This is a genomic window from Curtobacterium guangdongense, assembly GCF_049341845.1.
Taxonomy (GTDB): Bacteria; Actinomycetota; Actinomycetes; order Actinomycetales; family Microbacteriaceae; genus Curtobacterium; species Curtobacterium guangdongense.
In genome coordinates this window covers 117,927-141,341 of sequence record NZ_JBMPIT010000010.1, presented here as the reverse complement: position 1 = coordinate 141,341, position 23,415 = coordinate 117,927, and the positions used below count along the sequence as shown (strand labels likewise).

The following is a 23,415-nucleotide window of genomic DNA, read 5'->3' as shown; positions in this document are numbered from 1 at the left end:
CCGAAGCACTCAAGCAACTACTCTCACGACCAACAGAAACAGGTGTTGCAACCACCACCTGAATCCACCCAGCGACTTCGTCGTTCCTTGCGTGCGCCGTCCCCGAGCGCCCGCAAACGACGACAACGCCGATGTCGTACGACATCGGCGTTGTCGTTCCGAGTCAGCGCGAGAGCGACCCGAGAACCCGCTCGCTCACCCGAAGCGGCCGGAGACGTAGTCCTCGGTGGCCTGCACGGACGGGTTCGAGAACATCGTCGCCGTGTCGTCGAACTCGATGAGCTTCCCGGGGGCGCCCGTGCCGGCGATGTTGAAGAACGCCGTCTTGTCGCTCACGCGGGAGGCCTGCTGCATGTTGTGGGTCACGATCACGATCGTGAACTCCTTCTTCAGCTCCTCGATGAGGTCCTCGATCGCCAGCGTGGAGATCGGGTCGAGTGCCGAGCACGGCTCGTCCATCAGGAGCACGTCGGGCTGCACCGCGATCGCACGCGCGATGCACAGACGCTGCTGCTGCCCACCGGACAGGCCCATGCCGGGCTTGTCGAGGCGGTCCTTGACCTCGTTCCAGAGGTTCGCGCCCTGCAGGGACCGCTCGACGATGTCGTCGGCCTCGGACTTCGAGATGCGCTTGTTGTTGAGCTTCACGCCGGCGAGCACGTTGTCCTTGATGGACATCGTGGGGAACGGGTTCGGACGCTGGAACACCATGCCGACCTGACGGCGGACGATGACCGGGTCGACGCCGGGGGCGTAGAGGTCGTCGCCGTCCACCTTCACGGAGCCCTCGACCCAGGCGCCGGGGATCACCTCGTGCATGCGGTTGAGCGTGCGGAGGAACGTGGACTTGCCGCAACCGGACGGGCCGATGAACGCGGTGACGGTGCGGGGCTCGATCGTCATGTCGACGCCCTCGACCGCCTTGAACTTCGAGTAGTAGACGTTGAGGCCGTCGACCTCGATGCGCTTGGACACAGTGGACCTTCCGGAGGTTCTAGCGGGAGAGCTTGGGGGCGAAGAGGCGGGTGATGAAGCGGGCCAGCAGGTTGAGCACCATCACGATGAGGATGAGCACGAGTGCTGCGGTCCAGGCCCGGTCGACGAACGGCACCGGGTTGGCGCCCTGCTGCGAGTACTGCGTGTACGCGAACACCGGCAGCGTCATCATCGGGTTCTTGAAGAGGTCGTAGTTCATGCTCGTCGTGAAGCCGGCGGTGACCAGCAGGGGAGCAGTCTCACCGATGACGCGGGCGATGGCGAGCATGACACCCGTCGTGATGCCGGCGAGCGAGGTGGGGAGGACGACCTTGATGATCGTGAGCCACTTCGGCACACCGAGGGCGTAGGACGCCTCGCGGAGTTCCATCGGGACGATCTTCAGCACCTCCTCGGTGGAGCGGACGACGATCGGGATCATCAGGACGGCGAGGGCGACCGAGCCGACCAGGCCGAACCGGGCTCCGGGGCCGAGGAAGAGCGCGAAGAGCGAGTAGGCGAACAGACCGGCGACGATCGAGGGGATGCCGGTCATGACGTCGACGAAGAACGTGATGCCGCGGGCCAGGGGTCCTCGGCCGTACTCGACCAGGTAGATCGAGGTGAGCAGGCCGATCGGCACGGCCATGAGCGCCGCGAACAGCGTGATCTCGAGCGTGCCGATCAGGGCGTGCAGCGCGCCGCCGCCGACCGAGATCACGCCGCGCATCGAGTACGAGAAGAACGTCGCGTCGAAGCGGGCGAGACCGTCGGCGAGCACCGTGTACAGCAGCGAGACGAGCGGCAGGACGGCGATCACGAAGGCCGTGACGACCAGCGAGGTGATCAGCCGGTCGACCGCCTTGCGCCCGCCCTCGACGATCCGGGAGACGACCACGATGAGGACGTCGAAGAGGACCGTGCCGAGGAACAGGGCGGCGACGATGTTGAAGTCCTTGACAGCGCCGCCGGCGTTGAGCAGGGCGAAGACGAGCGCGAGCGCGACCCAGCTGCCGCCGAGGAGCAGCCACGGGACGGACTTGTGGAGCTTCCCGTTGGCGAAGACGTTGCCGGGGGACTGACGGAGTGCGAGGGACATCGGGGTGCGACCTCTCAGCTGACGCGCTTGCGCACGATGTACCGCGCGAGCATGTTGATGACCAGGGTGATGACGAAGAGGATCAGACCCGATGCGATCAGCGCGTTCAGGGCGGTTCCGGAAGCCTCGGCGAACTGCAGGGCGATGTTCGCCGCGATCGTGGAGGGGTTCAGCGACGTGAGCAGCTGGAAGGTGACGTTGGTCGACACCGACAGCACCAGGGCGATCGCCATCGTCTCGCCGAGCGCCCGACCGAGGCCGAGCATGATCGCGGACACGATGCCGGACTTGGCGAACGGCAGGACCGACAGGCGGATCATCTCCCACCGCGTGGCCCCGAGCGCGAGTGCGGCCTCTTCGTTGAGGGTCGGCGCCTGCAGGAAGATCTCCCGCATGACGGCGGTCATGATCGGGATCGCCATGACCGCGAGCACGATCGACGCCGTCAGGATGGTGCGTCCGGTGCCGGAGATCTGCCCGGAGAACAGCGGGAACCACCCGAGGTACTCGTTGAGGAACGAGTAGAACGGCTGCACGAACCGGGCGAGCACCACGATGCCCCAGAGGCCGTAGACGACCGACGGGACCGCGGCGAGCAGGTCGATGACGTAGCCGAGCACCGGCGCGATGCGGCGCGGTGCGAAGTGCGAGATGAAGAGTGCGATCCCGATGGAGAGTGGCACGGCCATCACGAGCGCGAGGAGCGCGGACCAGACGGTGCCGAAGACCAGGGGCCCGACGTAGTCCCAGAAGTTCGCTGCCTGGTTCGGCAGCTCGCCGACCTTCGCGGAGAAGGCGGGGATGCTCTGCCACACGAGGAAGGCCGCGACGAGCGCGAGCACGACGAGGATGAGTCCGCCGGAGATCACCGATGCGGCGGAGAAGACCCGGTCGCCGACGCGGACGACGGCCTTCGGCTTCGGGGTGGTCGTTGACCCTGGGTGGGCCGGTGCTGTCGTCATGGGACGTGGGGCTCCTGTCGGGTGACGGGGAAGTGCCCGGGTGCCGGTCGGTTGACCGGCACCCGGGCGTTCAGGAGGTGCTACTTGATGGACGCGACCGCGTCAGCGGCCTTCTTCGCGAGGTCGCTCGAGAGGGCGGCCGACTTGGCCTCCGTCGCGGCGGCCTTCTGCGCGTCGTCCGAGACCACGTAGGTCAGGTAGGACTTCACGAGGTCGGCCTTGGCCGAGTCCTTGTACTCCTGGCACGCGATGGCGTAGGAGACGAGCACGAGCGGCCATGCGCCCTTGGCGGTGTCCTTGCGGTCGATGTCGATCGCGAGGTCGTTGGTCTCGCGACCCGACACGGTCTTCGAGTCGGCGACGACCTGAGCGGCACCCTCGGCCGAGATCGTGGTGGCGGTGTCACCGACCATGAGCTTGGCCTTGTCGAGGTCACCGGCGCCGGAGTCGTCGATGTAGGTGATCGCGTTCGAGGCGCCCTGCATGGCCGAGGCCACACCCGAGGTGCCCTTCGCGCTGTCGCCGACCTGGTACGGGTAGGTCTGGCTCGGAGCCTCGGTCCAGACGTCGCTGGCGTTCGCCGAGACGTACTCGGAGAAGTTCTGCGTGGTGCCCGAGTCGTCGGAGCGGTGCACGACCGTGATGTTCGCGTCCGGGAGCTTCGCGTCCTTGTTGATCGCGGTGATCTCCGGGTCGTTCCACTTGGTGATCTTGCCGGAGAAGATGCCGGCGATCGTCTTCGCGTCGAGCGTCAGGTCCTTGACGCCGTCGACCTTGTAGGCGATGGCGATCGGGGAGATGTAGACCGGGACGTCGATGGCCTTGGAGTCCGCAGCGCAGAGGCCGAACGAGCCGGAGAGCTCCTCGTCGGAGAGCGCGGCGTCGGAGCCGGCGAAGTCCGCGGCACCCGAGATGAAGTTCTTGCGGCCGGCGCCGGAGCCGTCGGGCGAGTAGTTCACCGTGACGCCGGATGCCTGGTCCTGGAAGCCGGCGGCCCAGGTGGCCTCGGCGGTCTGCTGGGCGGAGGAGCCCGATCCGGTGAGGGTGCCGGAGAGCTTCGAGTAGTCGACACCCGAGGCCGAAGCCGACGAGGTGCTGCCCGCGCCGCCTTCGTTCGCCGCGCACGAGGAGAGCACGACCGCGCCGGCGATCGCGATTGCCGCGACCGTACCGATTCGCTTGATGTTCACAGGGGTCCCTTCGGGAATGTGGAGTGCAGGTGGGACCGCTGCTGGTCCCCGGGCCGGTGCCGACCCGGGAGCGACTGTAGGGACGCGAAGTGACCGGGATCACGCCCACTGGTGAACGGAAGGTGAACGACGGGTTGTCCCCGCGCGGAACGCGCACACGGGCGCGGATCCGGGGGCATGCTCGGGAACAGCGTGCCCAGGAGCGGACGAGCGCAGGACCGGACGGGAGGCCCGACTCGGCCGGGCGCACCGCAGGACCCCGGCACGTGGCCGGGGTCGCAGGTCCTGCTCGCTACGGCGAAACCGGGTTGCGGTGCGTCTCCACGGCGACGAGCTGCCCGTCGGCGATGTGCATCACCGAGAAGTCCCCGACCGAGAGCATCGCCGCACGACGGAGGTCGAACCGGCCGCTGTCGTCGGCGGTCGCGGTGGCGATGCGCGCGATGATGTCCGGGACGACCGGCCCGTGCGAGCACAGCACGGCGGTCTTCCCCTTCTCGAGCCGCTTGCGGACGACGCCCTTGACGTCGGCCGCACCCTGGTCGTGGGCGTCCTGGCTGATGTCCGGCGTGCTGGAGACGCCGAGCTTCGTCGTGTCCGAGAGCGGCTCGACGGTCGCCAGGCACCGTGCGGCCGTACTGCTCAGGATCTTGCGTGGCCCGAAGGCGGCGACGGGTGACGCCACGGCCTTGGCCTGCGAACGGCCGACGGGCAGCAGCGGACGGGTGGCGTCCGGTCCCTGCCAGTCCGAGCCGGGGATGGTCTTGGCATGCCGGAGCGTGATGAGTGCGAACGTCCGGTGGTGCCCGATCTCGGCGCGCGCGGCGAAGCGGTCGAGGATCTCGACGTCACGCGCGTACGTCAGGCGCGTGCGGGCCTGGTCGATCGTGACCCACTCGAGCGCGGCGACCTCGTCGTTCGGCCGGAACTGCCCTGCGCGCTCGTACTCCTTGTCGGAGACCCGCGCGGACCAGTAGTGCACGACCTTGTCGCGGCCGTTCGGGAGCACGTACTCCGCGACGCCGAGCGGTGCGCCGAGGTGCACGCGGTAGCCGGTCTCCTCGTCGATCTCGCGCACGGCTGTCGTCGGGACGGCCTCGCCCGGGTCGACCTTGCCCTTGGGGAGGGAGACGTCCTTGTGGTGCTCGCGGTGGATGAGCAGCACGAGCGGGACGCCGTCCTGCTCACGCCAGACCACCGCTCCCGCCGCTATGACGGGACCCGTGGGACCGCCGCTCACCGAGTGGAACGCTTCCGCGCAGAGATCTTCCGCATGAGGACATTCTGCACGTCGTCGAGGGGGCGTCCGTCGTCGTCGGTGGAGTGGCGCGTCCACTCGCCGTCCGACTCGAGGTGCCAGGAGCTCGTCGTCTCGGCCATCGCCAGGTCGAAGATCTCCTGGATCTCGTTGACGTGGGCGGGGTCCGACATCCGCACGAGTGCCTCGACGCGGCGGTCCAGGTTGCGGTGCATCATGTCGGCGCTGCCGATGAACACGTACGGGTCGCCCTCGTTGTGGAACGCGAATGCGCGGGAGTGCTCGAGGTACCGGCCGACGACGCTGCGGACGCGGATCGTCTCGCTGACCCCCTCGATGCCCGGCTTCAGGGAGCAGATGCCGCGCACCAGGATGTCCACGGGCACCCCGGCCTGGCTCGCCAGGTAGAGCGCGTCGATGATCTGCTCGTCCACCATCGAGTTGACCTTGATGCGGATCCCGGACGGCTTGCCCGCCGCTGCGTTGTCGGTCTCGACCTGGATGCGCTTGAGCAGGCCCTTCCGCAGGTGCAGCGGCGCGACGAGCAGCCGCTTGAACTTCTTCTCGATCGCGTACCCGGAGAGCTCGTTGAACAGGCGGGTGAGGTCCTTGCCCACGGTGTCGTCCGCGGTGAACAGCCCCATGTCCTCGTAGATGCGCGAGGTCTTCGGGTTGTAGTTGCCCGTCCCGATGTGGCTGTAGTGCTTGAGCGTTCCGCCCTCCTGCCGGATGACGAGCACCAGTTTGGAGTGCGTCTTCAACCCGACCAGGCCGTACACGACGTGCACGCCGGCCTTCTCGAGCTTGCGCGCCCACGTGATGTTGTTCTGCTCGTCGAAGCGCGCCTTGATCTCCACCAGCGCCAGGACCTGCTTGCCCGCGGCCGCGGCGTCGATGAGGGCTTCGACGATGGGAGAGTCGCCGGAGGTGCGGTACAGCGTCTGCTTGATCGCGAGCACGTTCGGGTCGGCGGCGGCCTGTTCGAGGAACGCCTGGACGCTCGTCGCGAAGGACTCGTACGGGTGGTGCACGAGGACGTCACGCGACGCGATCGCGCGGAACAGGTCGGGCTTGGTGTTCGGCTCGCCGGGCTGGAACTGCACCGGTGTCGTCGGCACGTGCTTCGGGTAGTGCAGGTCGGGGCGGTTGATCTTCGAGATCTCGAACAGGCAGCCGAGGTCGAGCGGCGACGGCAGCCGGTAGACCTCTTGCTCGGTGATGTCGAGCTCGCGCACGAGCAGGTCGAGCGTCACCGGGTCCATGTCCTCGGTGATCTCGAGGCGGATGGGCGGGCCGAACCGACGACGGAGCAGCTCGCGCTCGAGGGCCTGGATGAGGTTCTCGGCCTCGTCCTCCTCGATCTCGACGTCCTCGTTGCGGGTGACCCGGAACACGTGGTGCTCGAGCACCTCCATGCCGGGGAAGAGGTCGTCGAGGTGGTTCGCGATGAGGTCCTCGAGCGGGATGAAGCGCATGCGGCCGGAGTTGTCGTCGGGCAGCTTGATCAGTCGGGAGAAGTTCTGCGGCACCTTGAGGCGCGCGAACTCCTGCCGCTGCGACTTCGGGTTCCGGACCCGCACGGCCAGGTTCAGCGAGAGCCCGGAGATGTAGGGGAACGGGTGCGCCGGGTCGACCGCCAGCGGCATGAGCACCGGGAAGATCTGCTCGTTGAAGTACTCGCGCATCCGGAGCCGGTCGGCTTCGTCGAGGTCGGACCAGTGCTCGATGTGGATGCCGGCGGCGTCGAGGTCCGGCTTGAGCGACTCCGTGAAGGCCGCGGCGTGCCGGTCCTGCAGCTCATGGGCCTTCGTGGCGATGTCGCGGAGGACGTCGAACGGGGCGCGGCCGACGTTGGTCGGGACGGCGATCCCGGTGTCGATGCGGCGCTTCAGGCCGGCGACCCTGACCATGAAGAACTCGTCGAGGTTGGACGCGAAGATCGCCAGGAAGTTGGCGCGTTCGAGCAGGGGCACCGTGCGGTCCTCGCCGAGCTCGAGCACGCGCTGGTTGAACCGGAGCCAGCTCAGTTCACGGTCGAAGTATCGATCCGAGGGGAGGGACTCGTGCTCGATCTCCACGACCTCGTCGAAGTCGTCGAGGTCGGGCGCGACGGAGTCGCCGTCGAGCTGCGGTTCGGTGTCCATGCCCACATCCTGCCACCCGGACGTTTCAGGGAGCGGCGTACTGCACGTCGATCGCGTGCTGCGTGAACCCGGACCGCCGGTAGAGCGCCAGTGCGGCTTCGTTGTCGCCCTCGACGTAGAGCGCGGCCGCGGTCAGGTCGCGACCGGCCAAGCGGGCGTACCCGGCACGCATGAGCACACCGCCGAGCCCCTGCCCCTGCAGGTCGGGGCGGACGGCGACGGCGTAGAACTCGCCGATCCCGTCCTCGACCTTGAGCCAGCAGGACCCCGCGAGTTCCCCGTCGGCGTCGCGCAGCAGGATCAGGTCGTCCGGCGAGAACCACGGCTCGGCCTCCCGCGCGCGCAGGTCGTCGAGCGTCATCGAGCCCTGCTCCGGGTGCGACGCGAAGGCCGCGGCGTTGAGGGCGAGCCAATCGGCCTCGTCGGTCCCCGTCCGGAAGGCGGCCAGCATGAACCCGCCCGGGAGGCTCGGATCCGGTCCCGACGTCGGCACCGGGGCGCGCAGCTGCAGCAGGGTCCTGGTGGCGGCCCAGCCGTGCCGGGTCGCGATCGCGCGTGCCGCCGGGCTGTCGCCGTGCGCCCAGGCGAGCCGGGGAGCGGCCCCGCCGCCCAGGGCGAGCGCCTGCTCGACGAGCCGTGTCCCGACGCCGCGGCCACGAGCCTCCAGTCCGACGACCAGTTCCAGCTCGCCGTTCCTGACCACCGCGACCCCGTCGGGTTCCTGCAGCACGATCGCGCGCCCCGCGCGCACGTCGACGAGGGTCTGGTCGGAGAACGGCGGTGGTTCGCCGGGGACGGTGAACCGGGCGGGGTCCACCACTACTGGCCCATCAGCCGATCGGCCTCGTCGTCGTAGACGTTGAAGCGGTAGCCGACGTTCCGGACGGTGCCGATGAGCGACTCGAGGTCGCCGAGCTTGGCGCGGAGGCGTCGCACGTGCACGTCGACCGTGCGGGTGCCGCCGAAGTAGTCGTAGCCCCAGACTTCGGAGAGGAGCTGTTCGCGGGTGAACACGCGCGACGGGTGCGTGGCGAAGAAGCGCAGGAGCTCGAACTCCTTGAACGTCAGGTCGAGCGGCTTGCCGCGCACCTTCGCCGAGTAGCTCGCCTCGTCGATGACGACGCCGGAAGCCTGGATCTTCGAGCCGGTCTGGTTCTTCGCGGCACGGCCGGCGCTCAGTCGGATGCGGGCGTCGACCTCTGCCGGGCCGGCGCTCTCGAGCACGACGTCGTCGATGTTCCACTCGCTGTTGACCGCGGTGAGCCCGCCCTCGGTGACGACGAGCACGATCGGCGTCGTCGAGCCGGACGTGGAGAGGATCTTGCACAGGGCCTTGGCGCTGACGAGGTCGGTCCTGGCGTCGACGAACATCAGGTCGCTCTGCGGGGCGTTCACCAGCTGCGCGGCCTCCGCCGGCACGTGGCGGATCCGGTGGCTCAGGAGGCCGAGGCTCGGGAGCACGTCCCCGGGCGCGGCCGAAGTGAGTACCAGGAGCTGTGCCACAGGACCTCCAGAACGGATGAGACGTCGTGCGGACATCCTAGTGATGCTCGACAAGCGTCCCCGACCCGGCCTGCAATGATGGGGTGGTGACCGAGCCCGTCCAGCCAGCAGACCAGCGCCGCCTGAAGCTCACGTCCGTGCTGCCCGTCTGGCTGCTGTCGATCGTCGGTGCCGTGCTCGTCCTGACCCTCACCGAGAAGGACTCCTTCGCCTGGCTGCTGCTCGTCTTCGTGGCGTCCGTGCTCGTGAGCTTCGTCCTGCAGCTCATCACCGCGACGAAGGACGGCCTGGTCGAACGGATCAGCATCGCGTCGTCCGGGTCCTTCGTCGTCGTGCTCGTCACCGCTGTGGTGCTCCTGGCGCGGTGAACACGGCGCTCCTCGCGCGTTGAGCCAGTGCGCTCCGACGGTGGCCGCGTAGACTCCTGGCATGGATTCGCTGCTTGCGCTCGAGCTGTTCTACGTCGGCCTGTTGGGTCTGGCATCGCTCGCGATCGCGTTCGTCTCGGTGACCGTCGTCGTGAAGCTGTTCAAGGGTCAGCGTTGATCGAACTGCCGGAGGGCCTCGCTCCCGAACTCGTCCCCCTGTCCTGGCTCGTCGGCGTCTGGGAGGGCACGGGTGTCGTCGAGTACCCGGTCGGCCCCGCCGACGCCGACGAACCCGACGTCAGGACGTACGAGTTCGGCCAGCGCGTGAGCTTCAGCCACGACGGTCTGCCGTACCTCAACTACTCGTCCACGACGTGGCTGCTCGACGACGACCAGACCCCGCTCGCGGCCGAGATGGGCTACTGGCGGCTCGACCGTCCGTCCGAGCCGGGCGACCGTGGCCCCGCGATGCTCATGGGCGAGGGAACGGTGCCGTTCACCACGACCCAGAGCGTCGAGGCGCTCCGCAACGCCAACGACGGCTTCGACATCGAAGCGGCGATCATCCACCCGACCGGCGTCAACGAGCTCTACGTCGGGCAGGTCCGCAAGGGCCGCATCGACCTGGCGACCGACGCCGTGATGCGCTCGGCCAACGCGAAGGACTACTCCGCGGCGACCCGCATGTACGGGCTCGTCGAGGGCAAGCTCTTCTGGGCGTGGGACATCGCCGCGCTCGGCCAGGGGCTCACCTCCCACGCCTCGGGGCAGCTCGCGAAGGTCGACTGATGCCGGCCTTCGCCGAGCGCGCGGGGTTCGTCGCCTCCGGTCACGGTCCGGCCGCGCACTTCGGCAACCCCCTCGGTGAGCAGCGCCTGCTCGCCCGTGGATCCGCCGTCGTCGAGCTCGGGCTCGGTGTCGTGACCGTCACCGGGCCGGATCGGCTGTCCTGGCTGAACTCGATCACGTCCCAGCTGCTGCTCGGCCTCGCGCCGGGGACCAGCACCGAGACGCTCGTGCTCGACCAGTCCGGTCGTGTCGAGCACGCCGCCCGCGTGGTGGACGACGGCACCACGACTTGGCTCCTCACTGAGCCGGTCGATGCCGCACCGCTCGCCGCGTGGTTGTCGTCGATGCGCTTCATGCTCCGGGTCGAGGTCGCAGACGTCTCGTCCGACTTCGTCACCGTCGGGTCGTTCGCCCCGGGGCTCGTCCCCGACGCCGCGGTCGAGTGGGTCGACCCGTGGAGCACGGTCACGCCGGGTGGGTGGAGCTACGCCGAGCAACAGGGGCACCCCGGCGCCGACTGGGCGCTGCGGATCGCCGTGCTCGACACCACGGCCGCCGATGCCCTGGCCGCGTCCGACCTGCCCGTCGCGGGGCTCCTCGCGTTCGAGGCCCTGCGGATCGCCGCGTGGCGTCCCGCGCTGACCGACGTCGACGAGCGGACGATCCCGCACGAGCTCGACTGGCTCCGGTCCGCGGTGCACCTGACCAAGGGCTGCTACCGCGGGCAGGAGACCGTCGCGAAGGTCCACAACCTCGGACACCCACCGCGCCGTGTCGTGATGCTGCACCTCGACGGGTCGGACGCCGTGTTGCCGGCGCCGGGCACACCGGTGACGCTCGACGGCGTGGTCGTCGGCAGGTTGGCGGCATCGGCGGTGCACCACGAGCTCGGGCCGATCGGCCTCGCCGTGGTCAAGCGCTCCCTGGACCCCTCGGCCGTCCTGACACTCGCGACGGACGACGTCGTGGTGACCGCGGCGCAGGAGACCATCGTCCCGCCGGGCGCCGGCGCCACCGCGAACGTCCCGCGCCTGCCCCGCCTCGGCGCCGTCCGCCGCTCGTAGGCGCGGGTCGGGACCGGGCTCGGGCTCGCCCGCGTCGGGCTCGCCCGCTTCCGGCTCGCCCGCGTCCGGCCTTCCGCACAACCGAAACCACCTCGCGCCACGCGATACCGCGGCGCGAGGTGCTTCCGGTTGTGCGGGAGCGATCCGCGCCGCCGCGTCAGCCAACGGTGAGCTTCGCGATCGAGCGGCTGCCGGCGATCTCCTTGCCGTTGTCCGAGCCGCCGACGTGGAGCAGCGTGCCCGCCGGGCGGTCGTAGACCAGGTCGTAGTCCGTCGTGTCCGGGTTCATCCAGGCGCCGATCCAGCCGGTGGCGGTGGTGCCGTTCGGGACGGTGCCGATCGGCGTGTACCCGGCCTCCGCCATCGCGGGGGTCAGGTCGTCGGGGTTCGACAGTCCCAGGCTGACGAGGTCCAGGTTCGCGTCGCGCCGGGTGATCGACACCGCGGACTCCATGACGTCGTTCGAGAACTTCGTGCCGGCGGTGACGCGGATCTCCACGAGCACCGGCTTCAGATCCCCGGCCGGCGCATCGGCCGGGACGGGGAAGTCCGTCACGATGGCCAGCGGTCGCACCACGGTCCCGCTCACGTCGTCGCGCAGCGTGTCCGCGGTGACGGGGGTGCTCGGCGGCGCCGAGACGGTCGGGGTCGGACTCGCCGAGGCCGTGCGGCGCTGGACGTCCGGTTGTCCAGCAGCCGAACACCCCGTCAGGGCGACGGCTCCGATCACGAGTCCGGCGACGGCGAGGAAGTGAGCGGTGCGCACGTTCATGCGACCATCCTGTCAGCGCGGGGCGACGGCCGACCACGGGACGCTGAGCTCGCCGAGGCGCCACCTCGACGTGCCGTGCAGCACCGGCCAGCCGCGGTCGCGCATGCCGCCGACGGCCGCGAGCCACCGCTGCCGAGGCCCGTACGTGCCGAGGGGAGCGGCGACGGCCCACGACCGGTCGAGGTCCTGCAGGAAGTCGTGCACGCGCTCGCCGGGGACGTTCCGGTGGATGAGCGCCTTCGGCAGTCGCTCGGCCACGACGCTCGGGACGGCCAGCCCCGCGAGCCGGAGCGAGACCGTGAACGTCCGTGGTGCGAGCGCGTCGAGCGTCACCCACGACGCGACCCGGCCGACCTCGTTGCAGGTCCCCTCGACGAGTGCGCCGTCCGGTTGCAGGCGGTCCTGCATGATCCGCCACGAGTCCACGACCTGGGACTCGTCGTACTGCCGGAGCACGTTGAACGCCCGGATCACCGCAGGCCGACGTCCACCGGGCGTCGGGGTCTCGAAGCCGCCGAGCCGGAACGTCACCCCGTCGCGCGTGCCGGCGTTCGCCAGGGCGACCCGGGAGGGCTCGATCTCGATCCCGGTGACCTCGACGTCCGGGCGGACGCGTGCCAGACGGTCCCGGAGCTCGAGCGTCGTCGTCGGGCTGGCGCCGTACCCGACGTCGGCGACGAGCGGGTCCGACGCCTTGCGGAACGCCGGCAGCGACGCGATCCACCGGTCGACGCGACGGAGCCGGTTGTACCCGGTCGTCCCGCGCGTGACGTTCCCGATCGGCATGCGTCAAGGGTACGGGGAGCACGGCGCTCGGTAGGATCGGAGCATGACCTCCACGCTCGTCCTGCTCCGTCACGGCAACAGTGACTGGAACCAGAAGAACCTGTTCACCGGTTGGGTCGACGTCCGGCTCTCCGAGCTCGGTGAGAAGGAGGCGAAGCGCGCCGGCGAGCTCATCGCCGAGTCCGGCATCGTCCCCGACGTCCTGTACACCTCGCTCCTGACCCGAGCGATCCAGACCGCCGACATCGCCCTGCTCGAAGCGGACCTGGCATGGCTGCCGGTCAAGCGCGACTGGCGGCTCAACGAGCGCCACTACGGCGACCTGCAGGGCAAGGACAAGGCCCAGACGCTCGAGCAGTACGGCGAGCAGCAGTTCATGGAGTGGCGCCGTTCGTTCGACGTCCCGCCGCCCCCCATCGCCGACGACGCCGAGTGGTCGCAGTTCGGCGACCGTCGCTACGCCGAGCTCGGTGACGCGCTGCCCCGCACGGAGTCGCTGAAGCTCGTGATCGACCGGCTGCTGCCCTACTGGGAGTCGGACATCACGAAGGACCTTGGCGCGGGCAAGACCGTGCTGGTGACGGCCCACGGCAACTCGCTGCGTGCGCTCGTGAAGCACCTCGACGGCATCTCGGACGACGACATCGCGGGGCTCAACATCCCGACGGGCATCCCGCTCGTGTACGAGCTCGACGACGACTTCCGCCCGACCGGCCCGTCGCGCTACCTCGACCCCGAGGCCGCTGCGGCCGGCGCTGCTGCCGTCGCCGCCCAGGGCGCCAAGAAGTAGCAGCCGCTCCTCACCGCCAAAGCGACAGTCCGCCGCGGAACTCCCGCGGCAGACTGTCGCTTTCGCGTGCGTGTCGGGGCCCCTGTCGGTTCAGACGAAGTGCGACGCGATCTCCTGCACGAGCGCTGCCACGTCGTGCGGTTTCGTGGTGTCGACGCGGACGACGGGACCGAGCCCGATCGGCTCCGCCGTGGCCCCGTGCTCGTCCCAGAACCCGATGATGTCCGTCAGGTCGCCGTGCACCTCGTGCCGCACGGGCGAACCGGGGTCGTACCGGTCCGCGAGCCGCTCCATGGCGGTCTCCCGGTCGACGTCACACCACACCTCGACGACGCGAGGTGACCCGGCGGAGGCGAGCCCGGCCTCCAGGAAGGCCCGGTCGCGGGACGGCAGCCAGACGGCGTCGAGGACGACCCCGTTCTCGACGGCTCCGGCCATCTCCCACATCGTCTGCATCGCGATCGCGCCGAGCCGGGGCGAGGCGATCATCGGACCGACGATGTCCGCGAGCGGCTCCTTGATCCGGTCCTTCGACAGGAACGGGCAGTCGAGCATCTCGGCGAGTGCTGCCCCGAGGGTGGACTTGCCGGAACCGGGCATGCCGTTGACGATGATCGCGACCTGGGCCATGCCTCGATCCTGGCAGAGAACCCGGGGTCAGACGTTGGCGTTCGCGCCGGCCCAGTCGCCCGTCGCCAGGTACTGCACCTTCTTCGCGATCGACACCGCGTGGTCCGCGAATCGCTCGTGGTAGCGGGAGGCGAGGGTCGCGTCCACCGTGTCGATCGGCGCACCCTTCCAGGTCTCGCCGAGCACGAAGTCGAACACGCTGGCGTGCAGCTCGTCGACGGCGTCGTCCTCGTCGCGGATCTCCTCGGCCAGCTGGATGTCCTCGGTGGCGAGCAGGCGCGTGAGCTTCTGCGCCATCGCGACGTCGTGCTGGCCCATCTTCTTGAAGGTGCCGCGCAGGCCCTTCGGGACGACCTTCTCCGGGAAGCGCTGGCGGGCGAGCTGCGCGATGTGCTCGGCCATGTCACCCATGCGCTCGAGCGACGAGCTCACACGGAGGGCGGTCACGACGACGCGGAGGTCACGGGCGACGGGAGCCTGGCGGGCGAGAATGTCGATCGCGACCTCGTCGAGGTTGTTCGCCGCCTCGTCGATCTTCGCGTCGTCGGCGATCACCTCTTCCGCGAGGGCGACGTCCGACTCCGTGAAGGCCTCGGTGGCCCGGGTGATCGCGGACTCGACGAGCCCGGCGATCTCGGTCAGACGCTCCTGGACGTCCTGGAGCTCCTGCTGGAACACTTCGCGCATGGGGGATTGCCTCTCTGATGCGTACCGGGAGAGTGTCGAGCGCCCAGGTGAACGAACGGTGACCTGCGACTGAACGCTTCGCGATCCTCCGGGCGAAGGCCCGCGAACGCGGGTGAACGGCACCGGAACCCCTCGTGACCACTCCTACACTGACGGCATGGACAACGCGTGGCTCGTGCCACTGTCGATGCTCCTCGGCGGGGTCTTCGGCGCGGGAGTCGTCGGACTCATCATCACCGCCGAGCGCACGGCACGGGCAGCCGACGTCGCCGAGCGCACCCTGCCGGACGGCGTCGCGGCGGTCATCGCGACGATGCACAACCCCGCGGTGGTGGTCGACCCGTCGAACACCGTCGTCGCCGCGTCGCCCCAGGCACTGACGATCGGACTGGTCGTGCGGCGTCGACTCGTGCACGACGAGCTCCGCGCGCTCGTCGACCGCGTGCGCTCGAGCGGCGAGATGGGCTCGGAGGACATGGAGCTCCCGCGTGGCCGCCGCGGGGAGCTCGTCGGGTACCTCAGCTTCCGGGCCGCCCAGCTCGGGAACCGCTACGTGCTCGTGACCGCGGACGACCTGACCGAGTCCCGGCGCATCGACGAGGTCCGCCGTGACTTCGTCGCCAACATCTCGCACGAGCTGAAGACCCCGATCGGCGCGATCGGCCTGCTGTCGGAGACCCTCATCGCCGCGGCCGACGACCCGGTGCACGTGAAGAAGTTCGCCGCGCAGCTCGTGACCGAGTCCGAGCGGCTCGGTGCCCTCACGAAGGACATCATCGAGCTGTCCCGACTGCAGTCCGTCGACACGCTGGACACGAGCGAGGAGACGTCGATCGACAAGGTCGTGCAGGCCTCGATCGACGCGAACGAGGTCGTCGCCCGAGCCCGCGACATCGAGCTCGTCCGGGCGAAGAAGTCGAAGCTCCGCGTGATGGGCGACCCCGGTCTCCTGCAGGTCGCGGTGTCGAACCTCATCGCGAACGCGATCAAGTACTCCCCGGACAACACCCGCGTCGGCGTCGGTGTCCGGAGCAGCAAGGGATTCGTCGAGATCGCGGTGACCGACCAGGGCGTCGGCATCCCGGAGGCCGATCTCGACCGGGTGTTCGAGCGGTTCTACCGCGTCGATCCAGCACGATCGCGGGCGACCGGGGGCACCGGCCTCGGGCTCGCGATCGTGAAGCACGTCGTCGGCAACCACGGCGGCGACGTGCGCGTGTGGTCGCAGCCCGGCAAGGGCTCGACCTTCACGATCCGCCTGCCCGAGGCGGACACCGAACTGACAACAGCACTCGAAGAGCAACTGGAAGAGCAGCCATCGTGACCAAGATCCTCATCGTCGACGACGAGCCGGCCCTGAGCGAACCCCTGGAGTTCCTCCTGCAGCGCGAGGGGTACGAGACCTCCGTCGCAGCGGACGGCGTGACGGCGCTGTCGAAGTTCGACGCGGAGAACCCCGACCTCGTCCTGCTGGACCTCATGCTCCCGGGGCTCTCCGGCACCGAGGTCTGCCGACAGATCCGCACGCGGTCGAACGCCCCGATCATCATGCTGACGGCGAAGGACTCGGAGGTGGACATCGTCGTCGGGCTGGAGCTCGGCGCCGACGACTACGTGACGAAGCCGTACTCGACCCGCGAGCTCCTGGCCCGCATCCGCGCGGTGCTCCGCCGTCGCACCGAGGACGACCCCGCCGACAGCGGCATCCTGCAGGTCGGGGGCATCAAGATGGACGTCGAACGCCACACGGTGTCGGTGGACGGGTCCGAGACGCCGATGCCGCTCAAGGAGTTCGAGCTCCTCGAGCTGCTGCTCCGGAACGCCGGCCGTGTCCTGACCCGTGGGCAGCTCATCGACCGGGTGTGGGGCTCGGACTACTTCGGCGACACGAAGACCCTCGACGTGCACATCAAGCGGATCCGCTCGAAGATCGAGCGGGTGCCGTCGGCGCCGGAGGTCCTGGTCACGGTGCGTGGGCTCGGGTACCGGATCGAGGCCTGAAGGCCGGCAACGCATTGGAGGCCCGGTGCCGGTCCGTCGGACCGGCACCGGGCCTCCAGTGCGTGCGCAGGCGCGTCGGTTCGTGACGCGACGGCGTCACGGGTTGATCGGGGTGTCCGTCGGCGTCGCCGACGGCGTCTCGACCGGCAGGGTGATCTCCGACGTCGGCGTCGAGGTCGGGGCGAGGGTCTGGTACTCCTCTTGCGAGCTCGTCAGGACGGGGACGCTGCCGGAGACGCCCTCGGCGCCCGGGTACGAGAAGTAGACCTTCACGAGCGACCCGGGGGTGACCTTGGCGTCGGCGAAGTCGAGGGTGTCGTGCTTCTCGTCGTTCGCGAGGTCGACGTGCGAGCTCGCCGGGACGTCGACGGTCTCGGTGTCGCCGCCGATCTCGACCGAGACGGTGATGTCGTCGGTCTCGCTGTTGTTGATGAGCGTGCCGATGAAGCGTGCGTCGTCGCCGGAGTCGGAGATGAGCAGCGCGTTGCGGACGTCGATCTTGCCCGTGGTGACGTTGACGCCGTCGGTGATCTGCTTGATCGTCTTGGTGTCCTGCGGCGTCCAGAACGCGCAGCCGGATGCACCGATCGCGATGGTTGCCGCAACGGCGACGGACACGAGTACCCGAGCTCGCAAGAGATTCCTCCGAAGATCACGATGCGCCAACCGAGCGGCTCGCGCGGCCTCCATCCTACCGATCACCTGGGAGTGCTCGCGGTTAGGCGCCCCTTACCCGAATTTTCCTTGTGGTAAACTGGGTGTTGCGGAACGGAGCTTGATACATGCAATTCGAGGTCGGCGAGACCGTCGTCTACCCCCATCACGGGGCGGCAACCATCTCTGAAGTCAAGACGCGAGTCATCAAGGGCGAGGAAAAGGTCTACCTGAAGCTGCGTGTCACGCAGGGTGACCTGACGATCGAGGTGCCGGCGGACAACGTCGACCTGGTCGGCGTCCGGGATGTGATCGGCAAGGAAGGCCTCGACAAGGTCTTCGAAGTGCTGCGCGCACCGTTCACGGAAGAGCCCACGAACTGGTCTCGCCGCTACAAGGCGAACCTCGAGAAGCTCGCGTCCGGTGACGTCATCAAGGTGTCAGAGGTCGTCCGCGACCTGTGGCGCCGCGACCAGGACCGCGGTCTCTCGGCCGGTGAGAAGCGCATGCTCGCCAAGGCCCGGCAGATCCTGATCTCCGAGCTCGCGCTCGCGGAGAAGACCGACGAGGACAAGGCATCCACCGTCCTCGACGAGGTCCTCGCGTCCTGATCGCCCCGGCTTGAGCAACAGCCCCTCGACGACCCCGCTGACCGACACGGTCCGTGGGGTCGTCGTCGTTGCGGCGGGCTCCGGCACCAGGCTCGGGCTCGAGACGCCGAAGGCCTTCGTCCCCGTCGCCGGGTCGCTGATGCTCGAGCGGGCACTGGCGCCGTTGTTCACGCTGGCGACACCGACGTTCGTGGTCGTGGTCGCCCCGGCCGCGCTGCTCTCCGAGTGCTCGGACGTGGTCGCCGCGGTGGCCGGCCCCGCCGTCGGGTACACCGCCGTCGTCGCGGGCGGGGCCGATCGGCACGCGTCGGTGCAGGCGGGTCTCGAGGCGCTGCCGTCGTCGGTCGAGACGGTGCTCGTGCACGACGCCGCCCGCTGCCTGACGCCGGCTGCGCAGTTCGAGGACGTGTTCGCCGCGGTGGCCGCGACCGGGGACGGCATCATCCCCGCGCTGCCCGTCACGGACACGGTCAAGCAGGTGTCCGGCGACGTCGTGGTGTCCACCGTCGACCGGTCGGCGCTCGTCGGGGTGCAGACCCCCCAGGGCTTCCCGCTCGCCGCGCTCCGGGACGCGTATGCCGTGTCGACGCAGTCCGAGACCGACGACGCCGGGGTGTTCCAGGCAGCCGGCGGCACCGTGCGGTTCGTCCCCGGCGACGCGGATGCGTTCAAGATCACGACGCCGTGGGACCTGCGCCGGGCCGCTGCCGTGGTCTCGGAGCGCGCCGGAGCCGTCGGTGCCGTCCGGGTCGGACTCGGCGTCGACGTGCACGCGTTCGACGCCGATGCGGTCTGCCGGGTCGGGCTGCTCGAGTTCCCCGGTGAGCAGGGGCTCGCCGGGCACAGCGACGGGGACGCCGTGGCGCACGCGGTGTGCGACGCGCTGCTCTCCGCCGGCGGACTCGGGGACATCGGCGGTCGCTTCGGGACGTCGGACCCGGCGTACGCGGGCGCGACCGGTGACGTCTTCGTCCGCGGTGCGGTGTCCGCGCTCGCATCCGAGGGCCTCGTCCCGACCTCGGTCACCGTGCAGGTCATCGGCAACCGTCCGCGGATCGGTGCGCGACGGTCCGAGATGGAAGCGGCGCTGTCGGCCGTCGTCGGGGCACCCGTCGCGGTGTCCGGCACGACCACGGACGGGCTCGGGTTCACCGGTCGTGGTGAGGGGCTCGCGGCGATCGCGACGGCACTCGTCCGGGCCGACCGCTCCGTCTAGGGTTGAGGGCGTGACCGTTCGCCTCTACGACTCCCGTGCCGCAGACGTCGTCGACCTCGTCCCGCTGGTCGACGGACAGGTGAGCATGTACGTGTGCGGACCGACGGTGCAGTCGTCGCCGCACATCGGGCACCTCCGCTCCGCCCTGGTCTACGACATCTGGCGCCGCTGGCTCACGCACCGCGGGTACCGCGTGACGCTCGTCCGGAACGTCACGGACGTCGACGACAAGGTGCTGGACCTGGCCGCCGGCACCGACGAGCCCTGGTGGGCGCGGGCGTACCGCGTCGAGCTCGAGTTCACCGCCGGGTACACCGCGCTCGGCATCCTGCCGCCGACGTACGAGCCCCGCGCCACCGCCAGCATCCCGCAGATGCAGGACATCATCGCCCGGCTCATCGAGCGCGGGCACGCCTACCCGGCCGCCGACGGCTCCGGGGACGTCTACTTCGACACCGGCAGCTGGGCGTCGTACGGCGCCCTGACCCGTCAGCGTCGCGAGGACATGGTCGAAGCAGCGGATGCCGACCCCCGCGGCAAGCGGGACGCCCGTGACTTCGCACTGTGGAAGGGCGCGAAGGACGGCGAGCCCACGACGGCGAGCTGGGACTCCCCGTGGGGAGCAGGCCGACCGGGCTGGCACATCGAGTGCTCCGCGATGTCCCGGCGCTACCTCGGGCCCGCGTTCGACATCCACGGCGGCGGGCTCGACCTCCGGTTCCCGCACCACGAGAACGAGCTCGCCCAGTCCACGGCCGCGGGCGACCCGTTCGCGACGTACTGGTTGCACAACGGCCTCGTGACCGTCGGCGGACAGAAGATGTCGAAGTCGCTCGGCAACTCGATCTTCGCCGCCGACTTCCTCGGGTCGGCGCGACCGATCGTCGTCCGCTACTTCCTCGGCGCCGCGCACTACCGGTCGACGATCGACCACCACGACGGGTCCCTCGCCGAAGCCGAGGCAGCGCTCGACCGGATCGACGGCTTCCTCTCGCGAGCGGCGTCGCGACTCGAGGGCGTCACGCTCGCCGACGCCCCGGACGTCCCCGACGCGTTCGCCGCAGCGATGGACGACGACCTCTCGGTGCCGCAGGCGCTCGCCGTCCTGCACGAGACCGTCCGCGCCGGGAACGCCGCGCTGGACGCCGACGATGCGGATGCGCTCGGGACCGCGTACCATCAGGTGGCTGCGATGGTGGAGGTGCTCGGCATCGACCCGCGAGCGACTCACTGGTCCGGTGCCGGTCAGGACCCCTCCGCTGCACCGCTCGCCGCCCTCGTCGAACGTCTCGTCCAAGAGCGTTCCGACGCCAGGGCGTCCCGGGACTTCGCCACGGCCGACCGTGTGCGCGACGACCTCGCGGCCGCGGGCATCACGATCGAGGACACCTCGGCCGGAACACGCTGGAGCATCGCCTGACCACGGCAGTGCCGAACAGGAGAGAACCATGAAGAACGTCTCGGGCAACAAGAAGGGCCGTCCCGGTGCCGTGCGCTCCGGGCGCAAGGGCAACAAGCAGGTCGGCTCCGGCGGCCAGGGCGCGCAGGCGCTCGAGGGGCGCAAGCCCACGCCGAAGGCGGAGGACCGTCCGTACCACCCCGCCGGCAAGCGCAAGGCCGCGAAGGAACGGTACGACGCCGCTCGTGGCCGGCACGGTGCGTCGAGCGCGCCGTCGAACCGCACCGGGCGTCCGCCCCAGCGCAAGAGCGACGATTCGGAGCTGGTGACCGGGCGCAACTCCGTGCTCGAGGCCCTGCGCACGAAGACCCCGTCGACGACGCTCTACATCGCCGCCCGCATCGAGGTCGACGACCGCGTCAAGGAGATCCTGGCGCTCGCCAACCACCGCGGCGTGCCGATCATGGAGATCATGCGTCCGGAGCTCGACCGCATCACGGGGCACGACAGCGTGCACCAGGGCGTCGCGCTCAAGGTCCCCGCGTACGAGTACGCCGTGGCCGAGGACGTCGTCGAGCGCGCCTTCTCCCGCGACGAGGTCCCGCTGATGGTGGCGCTCGACGGCATCACCGACCCGCGCAACCTCGGCGCGATCATCCGGTCCACCGCGGCGTTCGGCGGCCACGGCGTGATCGTGCCGCAGCGTCGGTCGGTCGGCGTGACGGCCTCGGCGTGGAAGACCTCCGCCGGTGCCGCCGCCCGCACCCCCGTCGCGATGGCGCCGAACCTCACGCAGACGCTCAAGTCCCTCAAGTCGATGGGGCTGTTCGTGCTCGGGCTGGCGGGCGACGGCGACGTGCAGCTCGACGCCCTCGAGCTCGCCGACCGGCCGATCGTCATCGTCGTCGGTTCCGAGGGCAAGGGCCTGTCGCGCCTGGTCACCGAGACGTGCGACGCGATCGTGTCCATCCCGATCTCGTCGGCGACGGAGTCCCTCAACGCGGGCATCGCCGCGAGCGTCACCCTGTGGGAGGTCGCCCGCCGCCGTCGCGCGGAGTAGGGTGCGGCACGTGCGCTGGTGAGATCGCGTTCCGTGTCGTAACGCGACTGGCGGAACCGACGCGAAGTGCGATCTCGCCGCGTGCGCGCGTGCGCGCCGGCCGCGCGTCAGACGTTCGCGCGCCAGTCCTCGACGTCCTCGGCCTCGTCGACGTCGGCGTCGTTCTCGACCAGCGGGATCGGCAGCGTCATCGACGACGTCGGCGGGTTGATCAGCAGGCGCTCGTCGCGACGGTGCCGCAGCACGTCGTTGATGTACGCCGTCGTCGCCTCGGGGAGGGACACCGAGCGCTCTTCTTCCTGCGACATGAACCAGCGGTGCTCGAGCAGCTCGTGGAACACCTCGGCGGGCTCGAGCCGTCCACGGAGGTCACGCGGGATCGCCCGCACGACGGGCTCGAACACGCGGGACACCCACTCGTGCGCGACCATCTCCTCGTCGAGCTCGTCGCGACCGTTCCGCGCGCGGTAGGCGTCGAGGTCGTTGAGCAGCCGGCGTGCCTGGTTCTCGCCGGCATCGAGCCCGGTGAGCCGGAGCAGGCGTCGCTGGTGGTGTCCGGCGTCCACGACCTTCGGCTGGATGCGGACCTCCCCGCCGCCCGGCGCCGCGTTGATCGAGAGCTCCTCGATGTCGAAGCCGAGCGCGTTGAGGCGCTCGACCCGGTCGTTGATGCGCCAGCGTTCCTTGGCGTCGAACTGCTCGGTGCCGGTGAGCTCCTTCCAGAGCGTCCGGTACTGGGCGACGATGCGGTTCGAGACGTCCACCGCGTCGGCGTTCTCGTCGAGGCGTCCGCCGGCCTCGAGGTCGAGGAGCTCCCCGGCGATGTTCACGCGTGCGACCTCGAGGTCGTTCTCGCGCTGGCCGTTCGACAGTCCGCCCGGGTAGAGCTTGCCGGTCTCGGCGTCCACGAGGTACGCGGCGAAGGACCCGGCGTCCCGGCGGAAGAGGGTGTTCGACAGCGACACGTCGCCCCAGTAGAAGCCGAGGATGTGCAGACGCACGAGCAGCAGGGCGAGCGCGTCCACGAGCCGGGTCGCGGTGTCGGGTCGGAGCGTCTGGGAGTACAGCGCGCGGTAGGGGAGCGAGAAGCGCAGGTGCCGGGTGACGAGCACCGGGTGCAGGGGTTCTCCGTCCGCGCTGACCCGGTTCGTGATGACGGCGACCGGGTCCACGCACGGGACGTCCATGCGCTGCAGCGTCCTGAGCATCTCGTACTCGGAGCGGGCGATCTCCTCGCCGGTCTCCTTCACCGCGACGACGTACCCGCTGAGGTGCACGAACCGGACGAGGTGCCGCGAGATGCCCTTCGGGAGCGCGACGATCGTCTCGTCCGGCCACGCGTCGAGCGGCAGGTCCCACGGCAGGTCGAGCAGGCCGGGGTCGACGGTGGCTGCGGTGATGGACATCGAGTCGGGCACGGTTGCTCCTGTGGTGCGGTGTGCCGGACGGGAGGCTCG

Annotated in this window: 24 protein-coding genes; 10 read left to right on the top strand and 14 right to left on the bottom strand. The window is 69.7% G+C overall.

Annotation, left to right across the window (positions count from 1 at the left end; all coding sequences use genetic code 11):
• Window positions 1-195: 195 nt before the first annotated feature.
• The 8 genes from pstB to ACO0E1_RS16240 form a co-directional block, all read right to left on the bottom strand.
• The gene (gene pstB, locus ACO0E1_RS16275) at window positions 196-975 is read right to left on the bottom strand and encodes a phosphate ABC transporter ATP-binding protein PstB (RefSeq protein ID WP_422875117.1); all 780 of its coding nucleotides are present in this window, start codon (window positions 973-975) and stop codon (window positions 196-198) included.
• A gap of 19 nt (window positions 976-994) precedes the next feature.
• Window positions 995-2,074 carry a phosphate ABC transporter permease PstA gene (pstA, locus tag ACO0E1_RS16270; protein WP_422875116.1) on the bottom strand — a complete coding sequence of 360 codons (1,080 nt, stop codon included), beginning with the start codon at window positions 2,072-2,074 and terminating at the stop codon, window positions 995-997.
• A 14-nt stretch (window positions 2,075-2,088) separates the two neighbouring features.
• A complete protein-coding gene (pstC, locus tag ACO0E1_RS16265; protein WP_413600874.1) occupies window positions 2,089-3,036 on the bottom strand; it encodes a phosphate ABC transporter permease subunit PstC in 948 nt (315 codons plus the stop codon).
• 80 nt (window positions 3,037-3,116) lie between these two features.
• Complete coding sequence (locus tag ACO0E1_RS16260) at window positions 3,117-4,226, bottom strand: phosphate ABC transporter substrate-binding protein PstS (RefSeq protein WP_422875115.1); 1,110 nt, start codon at window positions 4,224-4,226, stop codon at window positions 3,117-3,119.
• Between the two features lie 292 nt (window positions 4,227-4,518).
• Window positions 4,519-5,466, bottom strand: a complete 948-nt coding sequence (locus ACO0E1_RS16255; RefSeq protein ID WP_422875114.1) for an NUDIX hydrolase — start codon at window positions 5,464-5,466, stop codon at window positions 4,519-4,521.
• Window positions 5,463-7,628 carry an RNA degradosome polyphosphate kinase gene (locus ACO0E1_RS16250; RefSeq protein ID WP_422875113.1) on the bottom strand — a complete coding sequence of 722 codons (2,166 nt, stop codon included), beginning with the start codon at window positions 7,626-7,628 and terminating at the stop codon, window positions 5,463-5,465. Before ACO0E1_RS16250 ends, ACO0E1_RS16255 begins: the two co-directional genes overlap by 4 nt.
• 25 nt (window positions 7,629-7,653) lie before the next feature.
• The gene (gene mshD, locus ACO0E1_RS16245) at window positions 7,654-8,448 is read right to left on the bottom strand and encodes a mycothiol synthase (protein ID WP_422875112.1); all 795 of its coding nucleotides are present in this window, start codon (window positions 8,446-8,448) and stop codon (window positions 7,654-7,656) included.
• Window positions 8,448-9,131 (bottom strand): response regulator transcription factor, encoded by a 684-nt coding sequence (locus tag ACO0E1_RS16240; RefSeq protein ID WP_281265880.1) that lies wholly within the window; start codon window positions 9,129-9,131, stop codon window positions 8,448-8,450. The genes mshD and ACO0E1_RS16240 overlap by 1 nt, the downstream gene beginning before the upstream one ends.
• An 86-nt stretch (window positions 9,132-9,217) precedes the next feature.
• Between ACO0E1_RS16240 and ACO0E1_RS16235 the strand changes: the two genes are divergently transcribed.
• The 3 genes from ACO0E1_RS16235 to ygfZ all read left to right on the top strand — a co-directional run bounded on the left by ACO0E1_RS16235 (window position 9,218) and on the right by ygfZ (window position 11,352).
• Window positions 9,218-9,499, top strand: coding sequence for a hypothetical protein (locus tag ACO0E1_RS16235; RefSeq protein WP_281265879.1), 282 nt, complete (start codon window positions 9,218-9,220; stop codon window positions 9,497-9,499).
• A gap of 174 nt (window positions 9,500-9,673) precedes the next feature.
• Window positions 9,674-10,288 carry a heme-binding beta-barrel domain-containing protein gene (locus ACO0E1_RS16230; RefSeq protein ID WP_422875111.1) on the top strand — a complete coding sequence of 205 codons (615 nt, stop codon included), beginning with the start codon at window positions 9,674-9,676 and terminating at the stop codon, window positions 10,286-10,288.
• Window positions 10,288-11,352: a CAF17-like 4Fe-4S cluster assembly/insertion protein YgfZ gene (gene ygfZ / locus ACO0E1_RS16225; protein WP_422875110.1), complete on the top strand. Its 1,065-nt coding sequence runs from the start codon at window positions 10,288-10,290 to the stop codon at window positions 11,350-11,352. The genes ACO0E1_RS16230 and ygfZ overlap by 1 nt, the downstream gene beginning before the upstream one ends.
• A 157-nt stretch (window positions 11,353-11,509) precedes the next feature.
• Here ygfZ and ACO0E1_RS16220 read toward each other — a convergent pair whose 3' ends face one another.
• Both ACO0E1_RS16220 and ACO0E1_RS16215 read right to left on the bottom strand, forming a co-directional pair.
• The gene (locus ACO0E1_RS16220) at window positions 11,510-12,124 is read right to left on the bottom strand and encodes a hypothetical protein (protein ID WP_422875109.1); all 615 of its coding nucleotides are present in this window, start codon (window positions 12,122-12,124) and stop codon (window positions 11,510-11,512) included.
• A 12-nt stretch (window positions 12,125-12,136) separates the two neighbouring features.
• On the bottom strand, window positions 12,137-12,910 hold the full coding sequence (locus tag ACO0E1_RS16215; protein ID WP_422875108.1) for a class I SAM-dependent methyltransferase: 774 nt from the start codon (window positions 12,908-12,910) through the stop codon (window positions 12,137-12,139).
• A 43-nt stretch (window positions 12,911-12,953) separates the two neighbouring features.
• Between ACO0E1_RS16215 and ACO0E1_RS16210 the strand changes: the two genes are divergently transcribed.
• Complete coding sequence (locus ACO0E1_RS16210; RefSeq protein ID WP_402727151.1) at window positions 12,954-13,700, top strand: phosphoglyceromutase; 747 nt, start codon at window positions 12,954-12,956, stop codon at window positions 13,698-13,700.
• Between the two features lie 90 nt (window positions 13,701-13,790).
• On the opposite strand, the gene ACO0E1_RS16205 is transcribed toward ACO0E1_RS16210, so the two are convergent.
• Together ACO0E1_RS16205 and phoU are read right to left on the bottom strand one after the other, a co-directional pair.
• Entirely contained in the window at window positions 13,791-14,330 is a 540-nt protein-coding gene (locus tag ACO0E1_RS16205) for a P-loop nucleotide/nucleoside kinase family protein (RefSeq protein ID WP_422875107.1), read from the bottom strand.
• 27 nt (window positions 14,331-14,357) lie between these two features.
• Complete coding sequence (gene phoU, locus ACO0E1_RS16200; protein WP_422875106.1) at window positions 14,358-15,017, bottom strand: phosphate signaling complex protein PhoU; 660 nt, start codon at window positions 15,015-15,017, stop codon at window positions 14,358-14,360.
• A gap of 157 nt (window positions 15,018-15,174) precedes the next feature.
• Here phoU and ACO0E1_RS16195 point away from each other — a divergent pair, with 157 nt between their 5' ends.
• Window positions 15,175-16,341: a sensor histidine kinase gene (locus ACO0E1_RS16195; RefSeq protein ID WP_281265871.1), complete on the top strand. Its 1,167-nt coding sequence runs from the start codon at window positions 15,175-15,177 to the stop codon at window positions 16,339-16,341.
• Complete coding sequence (locus tag ACO0E1_RS16190) at window positions 16,338-17,018, top strand: response regulator transcription factor (protein ID WP_281265870.1); 681 nt, start codon at window positions 16,338-16,340, stop codon at window positions 17,016-17,018. The genes ACO0E1_RS16195 and ACO0E1_RS16190 overlap by 4 nt, the downstream gene beginning before the upstream one ends.
• Window positions 17,019-17,114: 96 nt before the next feature.
• On the opposite strand, the gene ACO0E1_RS16185 is transcribed toward ACO0E1_RS16190, so the two are convergent.
• Entirely contained in the window at window positions 17,115-17,636 is a 522-nt protein-coding gene (locus tag ACO0E1_RS16185; RefSeq protein WP_422875105.1) for a hypothetical protein, read from the bottom strand.
• Between the two features lie 164 nt (window positions 17,637-17,800).
• Here ACO0E1_RS16185 and ACO0E1_RS16180 point away from each other — a divergent pair, with 164 nt between their 5' ends.
• The 4 genes from ACO0E1_RS16180 to rlmB are packed head-to-tail and all read left to right on the top strand — an operon-like array spanning window position 17,801 to window position 21,958.
• The gene (locus tag ACO0E1_RS16180) at window positions 17,801-18,283 is read left to right on the top strand and encodes a CarD family transcriptional regulator (protein WP_017888066.1); all 483 of its coding nucleotides are present in this window, start codon (window positions 17,801-17,803) and stop codon (window positions 18,281-18,283) included.
• Between the two features lie 10 nt (window positions 18,284-18,293).
• Entirely contained in the window at window positions 18,294-19,499 is a 1,206-nt protein-coding gene (ispD, locus tag ACO0E1_RS16175) for a 2-C-methyl-D-erythritol 4-phosphate cytidylyltransferase (protein WP_422875104.1), read from the top strand.
• A 10-nt stretch (window positions 19,500-19,509) separates the two neighbouring features.
• A complete protein-coding gene (gene cysS / locus ACO0E1_RS16170; protein ID WP_422875103.1) occupies window positions 19,510-20,919 on the top strand; it encodes a cysteine--tRNA ligase in 1,410 nt (469 codons plus the stop codon).
• Between the two features lie 28 nt (window positions 20,920-20,947).
• Window positions 20,948-21,958 carry a 23S rRNA (guanosine(2251)-2'-O)-methyltransferase RlmB gene (gene rlmB / locus ACO0E1_RS16165; protein ID WP_281265866.1) on the top strand — a complete coding sequence of 337 codons (1,011 nt, stop codon included), beginning with the start codon at window positions 20,948-20,950 and terminating at the stop codon, window positions 21,956-21,958.
• A gap of 107 nt (window positions 21,959-22,065) precedes the next feature.
• Here rlmB and ACO0E1_RS16160 read toward each other — a convergent pair whose 3' ends face one another.
• On the bottom strand, window positions 22,066-23,364 hold the full coding sequence (locus tag ACO0E1_RS16160) for a DUF4032 domain-containing protein (RefSeq protein ID WP_422875102.1): 1,299 nt from the start codon (window positions 23,362-23,364) through the stop codon (window positions 22,066-22,068).
• Window positions 23,365-23,415 lie beyond the last annotated feature (51 nt).

Coding starts and splice junctions, on each gene's coding strand:
- pstA (WP_422875116.1), bottom strand. CDS start 2,074: ATGTCCCTCGCACTCCGTCAGTCCCCCGGCAACGTCTTCGCCAACGGG.
- pstC (WP_413600874.1), bottom strand. CDS start 3,036: ATGACGACAGCACCGGCCCACCCAGGGTCAACGACCACCCCGAAGCCG.
- ACO0E1_RS16250 (WP_422875113.1), bottom strand. CDS start 7,628: ATGGACACCGAACCGCAGCTCGACGGCGACTCCGTCGCGCCCGACCTC.
- ygfZ (WP_422875110.1), top strand. CDS start 10,288: ATGCCGGCCTTCGCCGAGCGCGCGGGGTTCGTCGCCTCCGGTCACGGT.
- ACO0E1_RS16220 (WP_422875109.1), bottom strand. CDS start 12,124: ATGAACGTGCGCACCGCTCACTTCCTCGCCGTCGCCGGACTCGTGATC.
- ACO0E1_RS16215 (WP_422875108.1), bottom strand. CDS start 12,910: ATGCCGATCGGGAACGTCACGCGCGGGACGACCGGGTACAACCGGCTC.
- ACO0E1_RS16210 (WP_402727151.1), top strand. CDS start 12,954: ATGACCTCCACGCTCGTCCTGCTCCGTCACGGCAACAGTGACTGGAAC.
- ACO0E1_RS16205 (WP_422875107.1), bottom strand. CDS start 14,330: ATGGCCCAGGTCGCGATCATCGTCAACGGCATGCCCGGTTCCGGCAAG.
- phoU (WP_422875106.1), bottom strand. CDS start 15,017: ATGCGCGAAGTGTTCCAGCAGGAGCTCCAGGACGTCCAGGAGCGTCTG.
- ACO0E1_RS16195 (WP_281265871.1), top strand. CDS start 15,175: ATGGACAACGCGTGGCTCGTGCCACTGTCGATGCTCCTCGGCGGGGTC.
- ACO0E1_RS16180 (WP_017888066.1), top strand. CDS start 17,801: ATGCAATTCGAGGTCGGCGAGACCGTCGTCTACCCCCATCACGGGGCG.
- rlmB (WP_281265866.1), top strand. CDS start 20,948: ATGAAGAACGTCTCGGGCAACAAGAAGGGCCGTCCCGGTGCCGTGCGC.
- ACO0E1_RS16160 (WP_422875102.1), bottom strand. CDS start 23,364: ATGTCCATCACCGCAGCCACCGTCGACCCCGGCCTGCTCGACCTGCCG.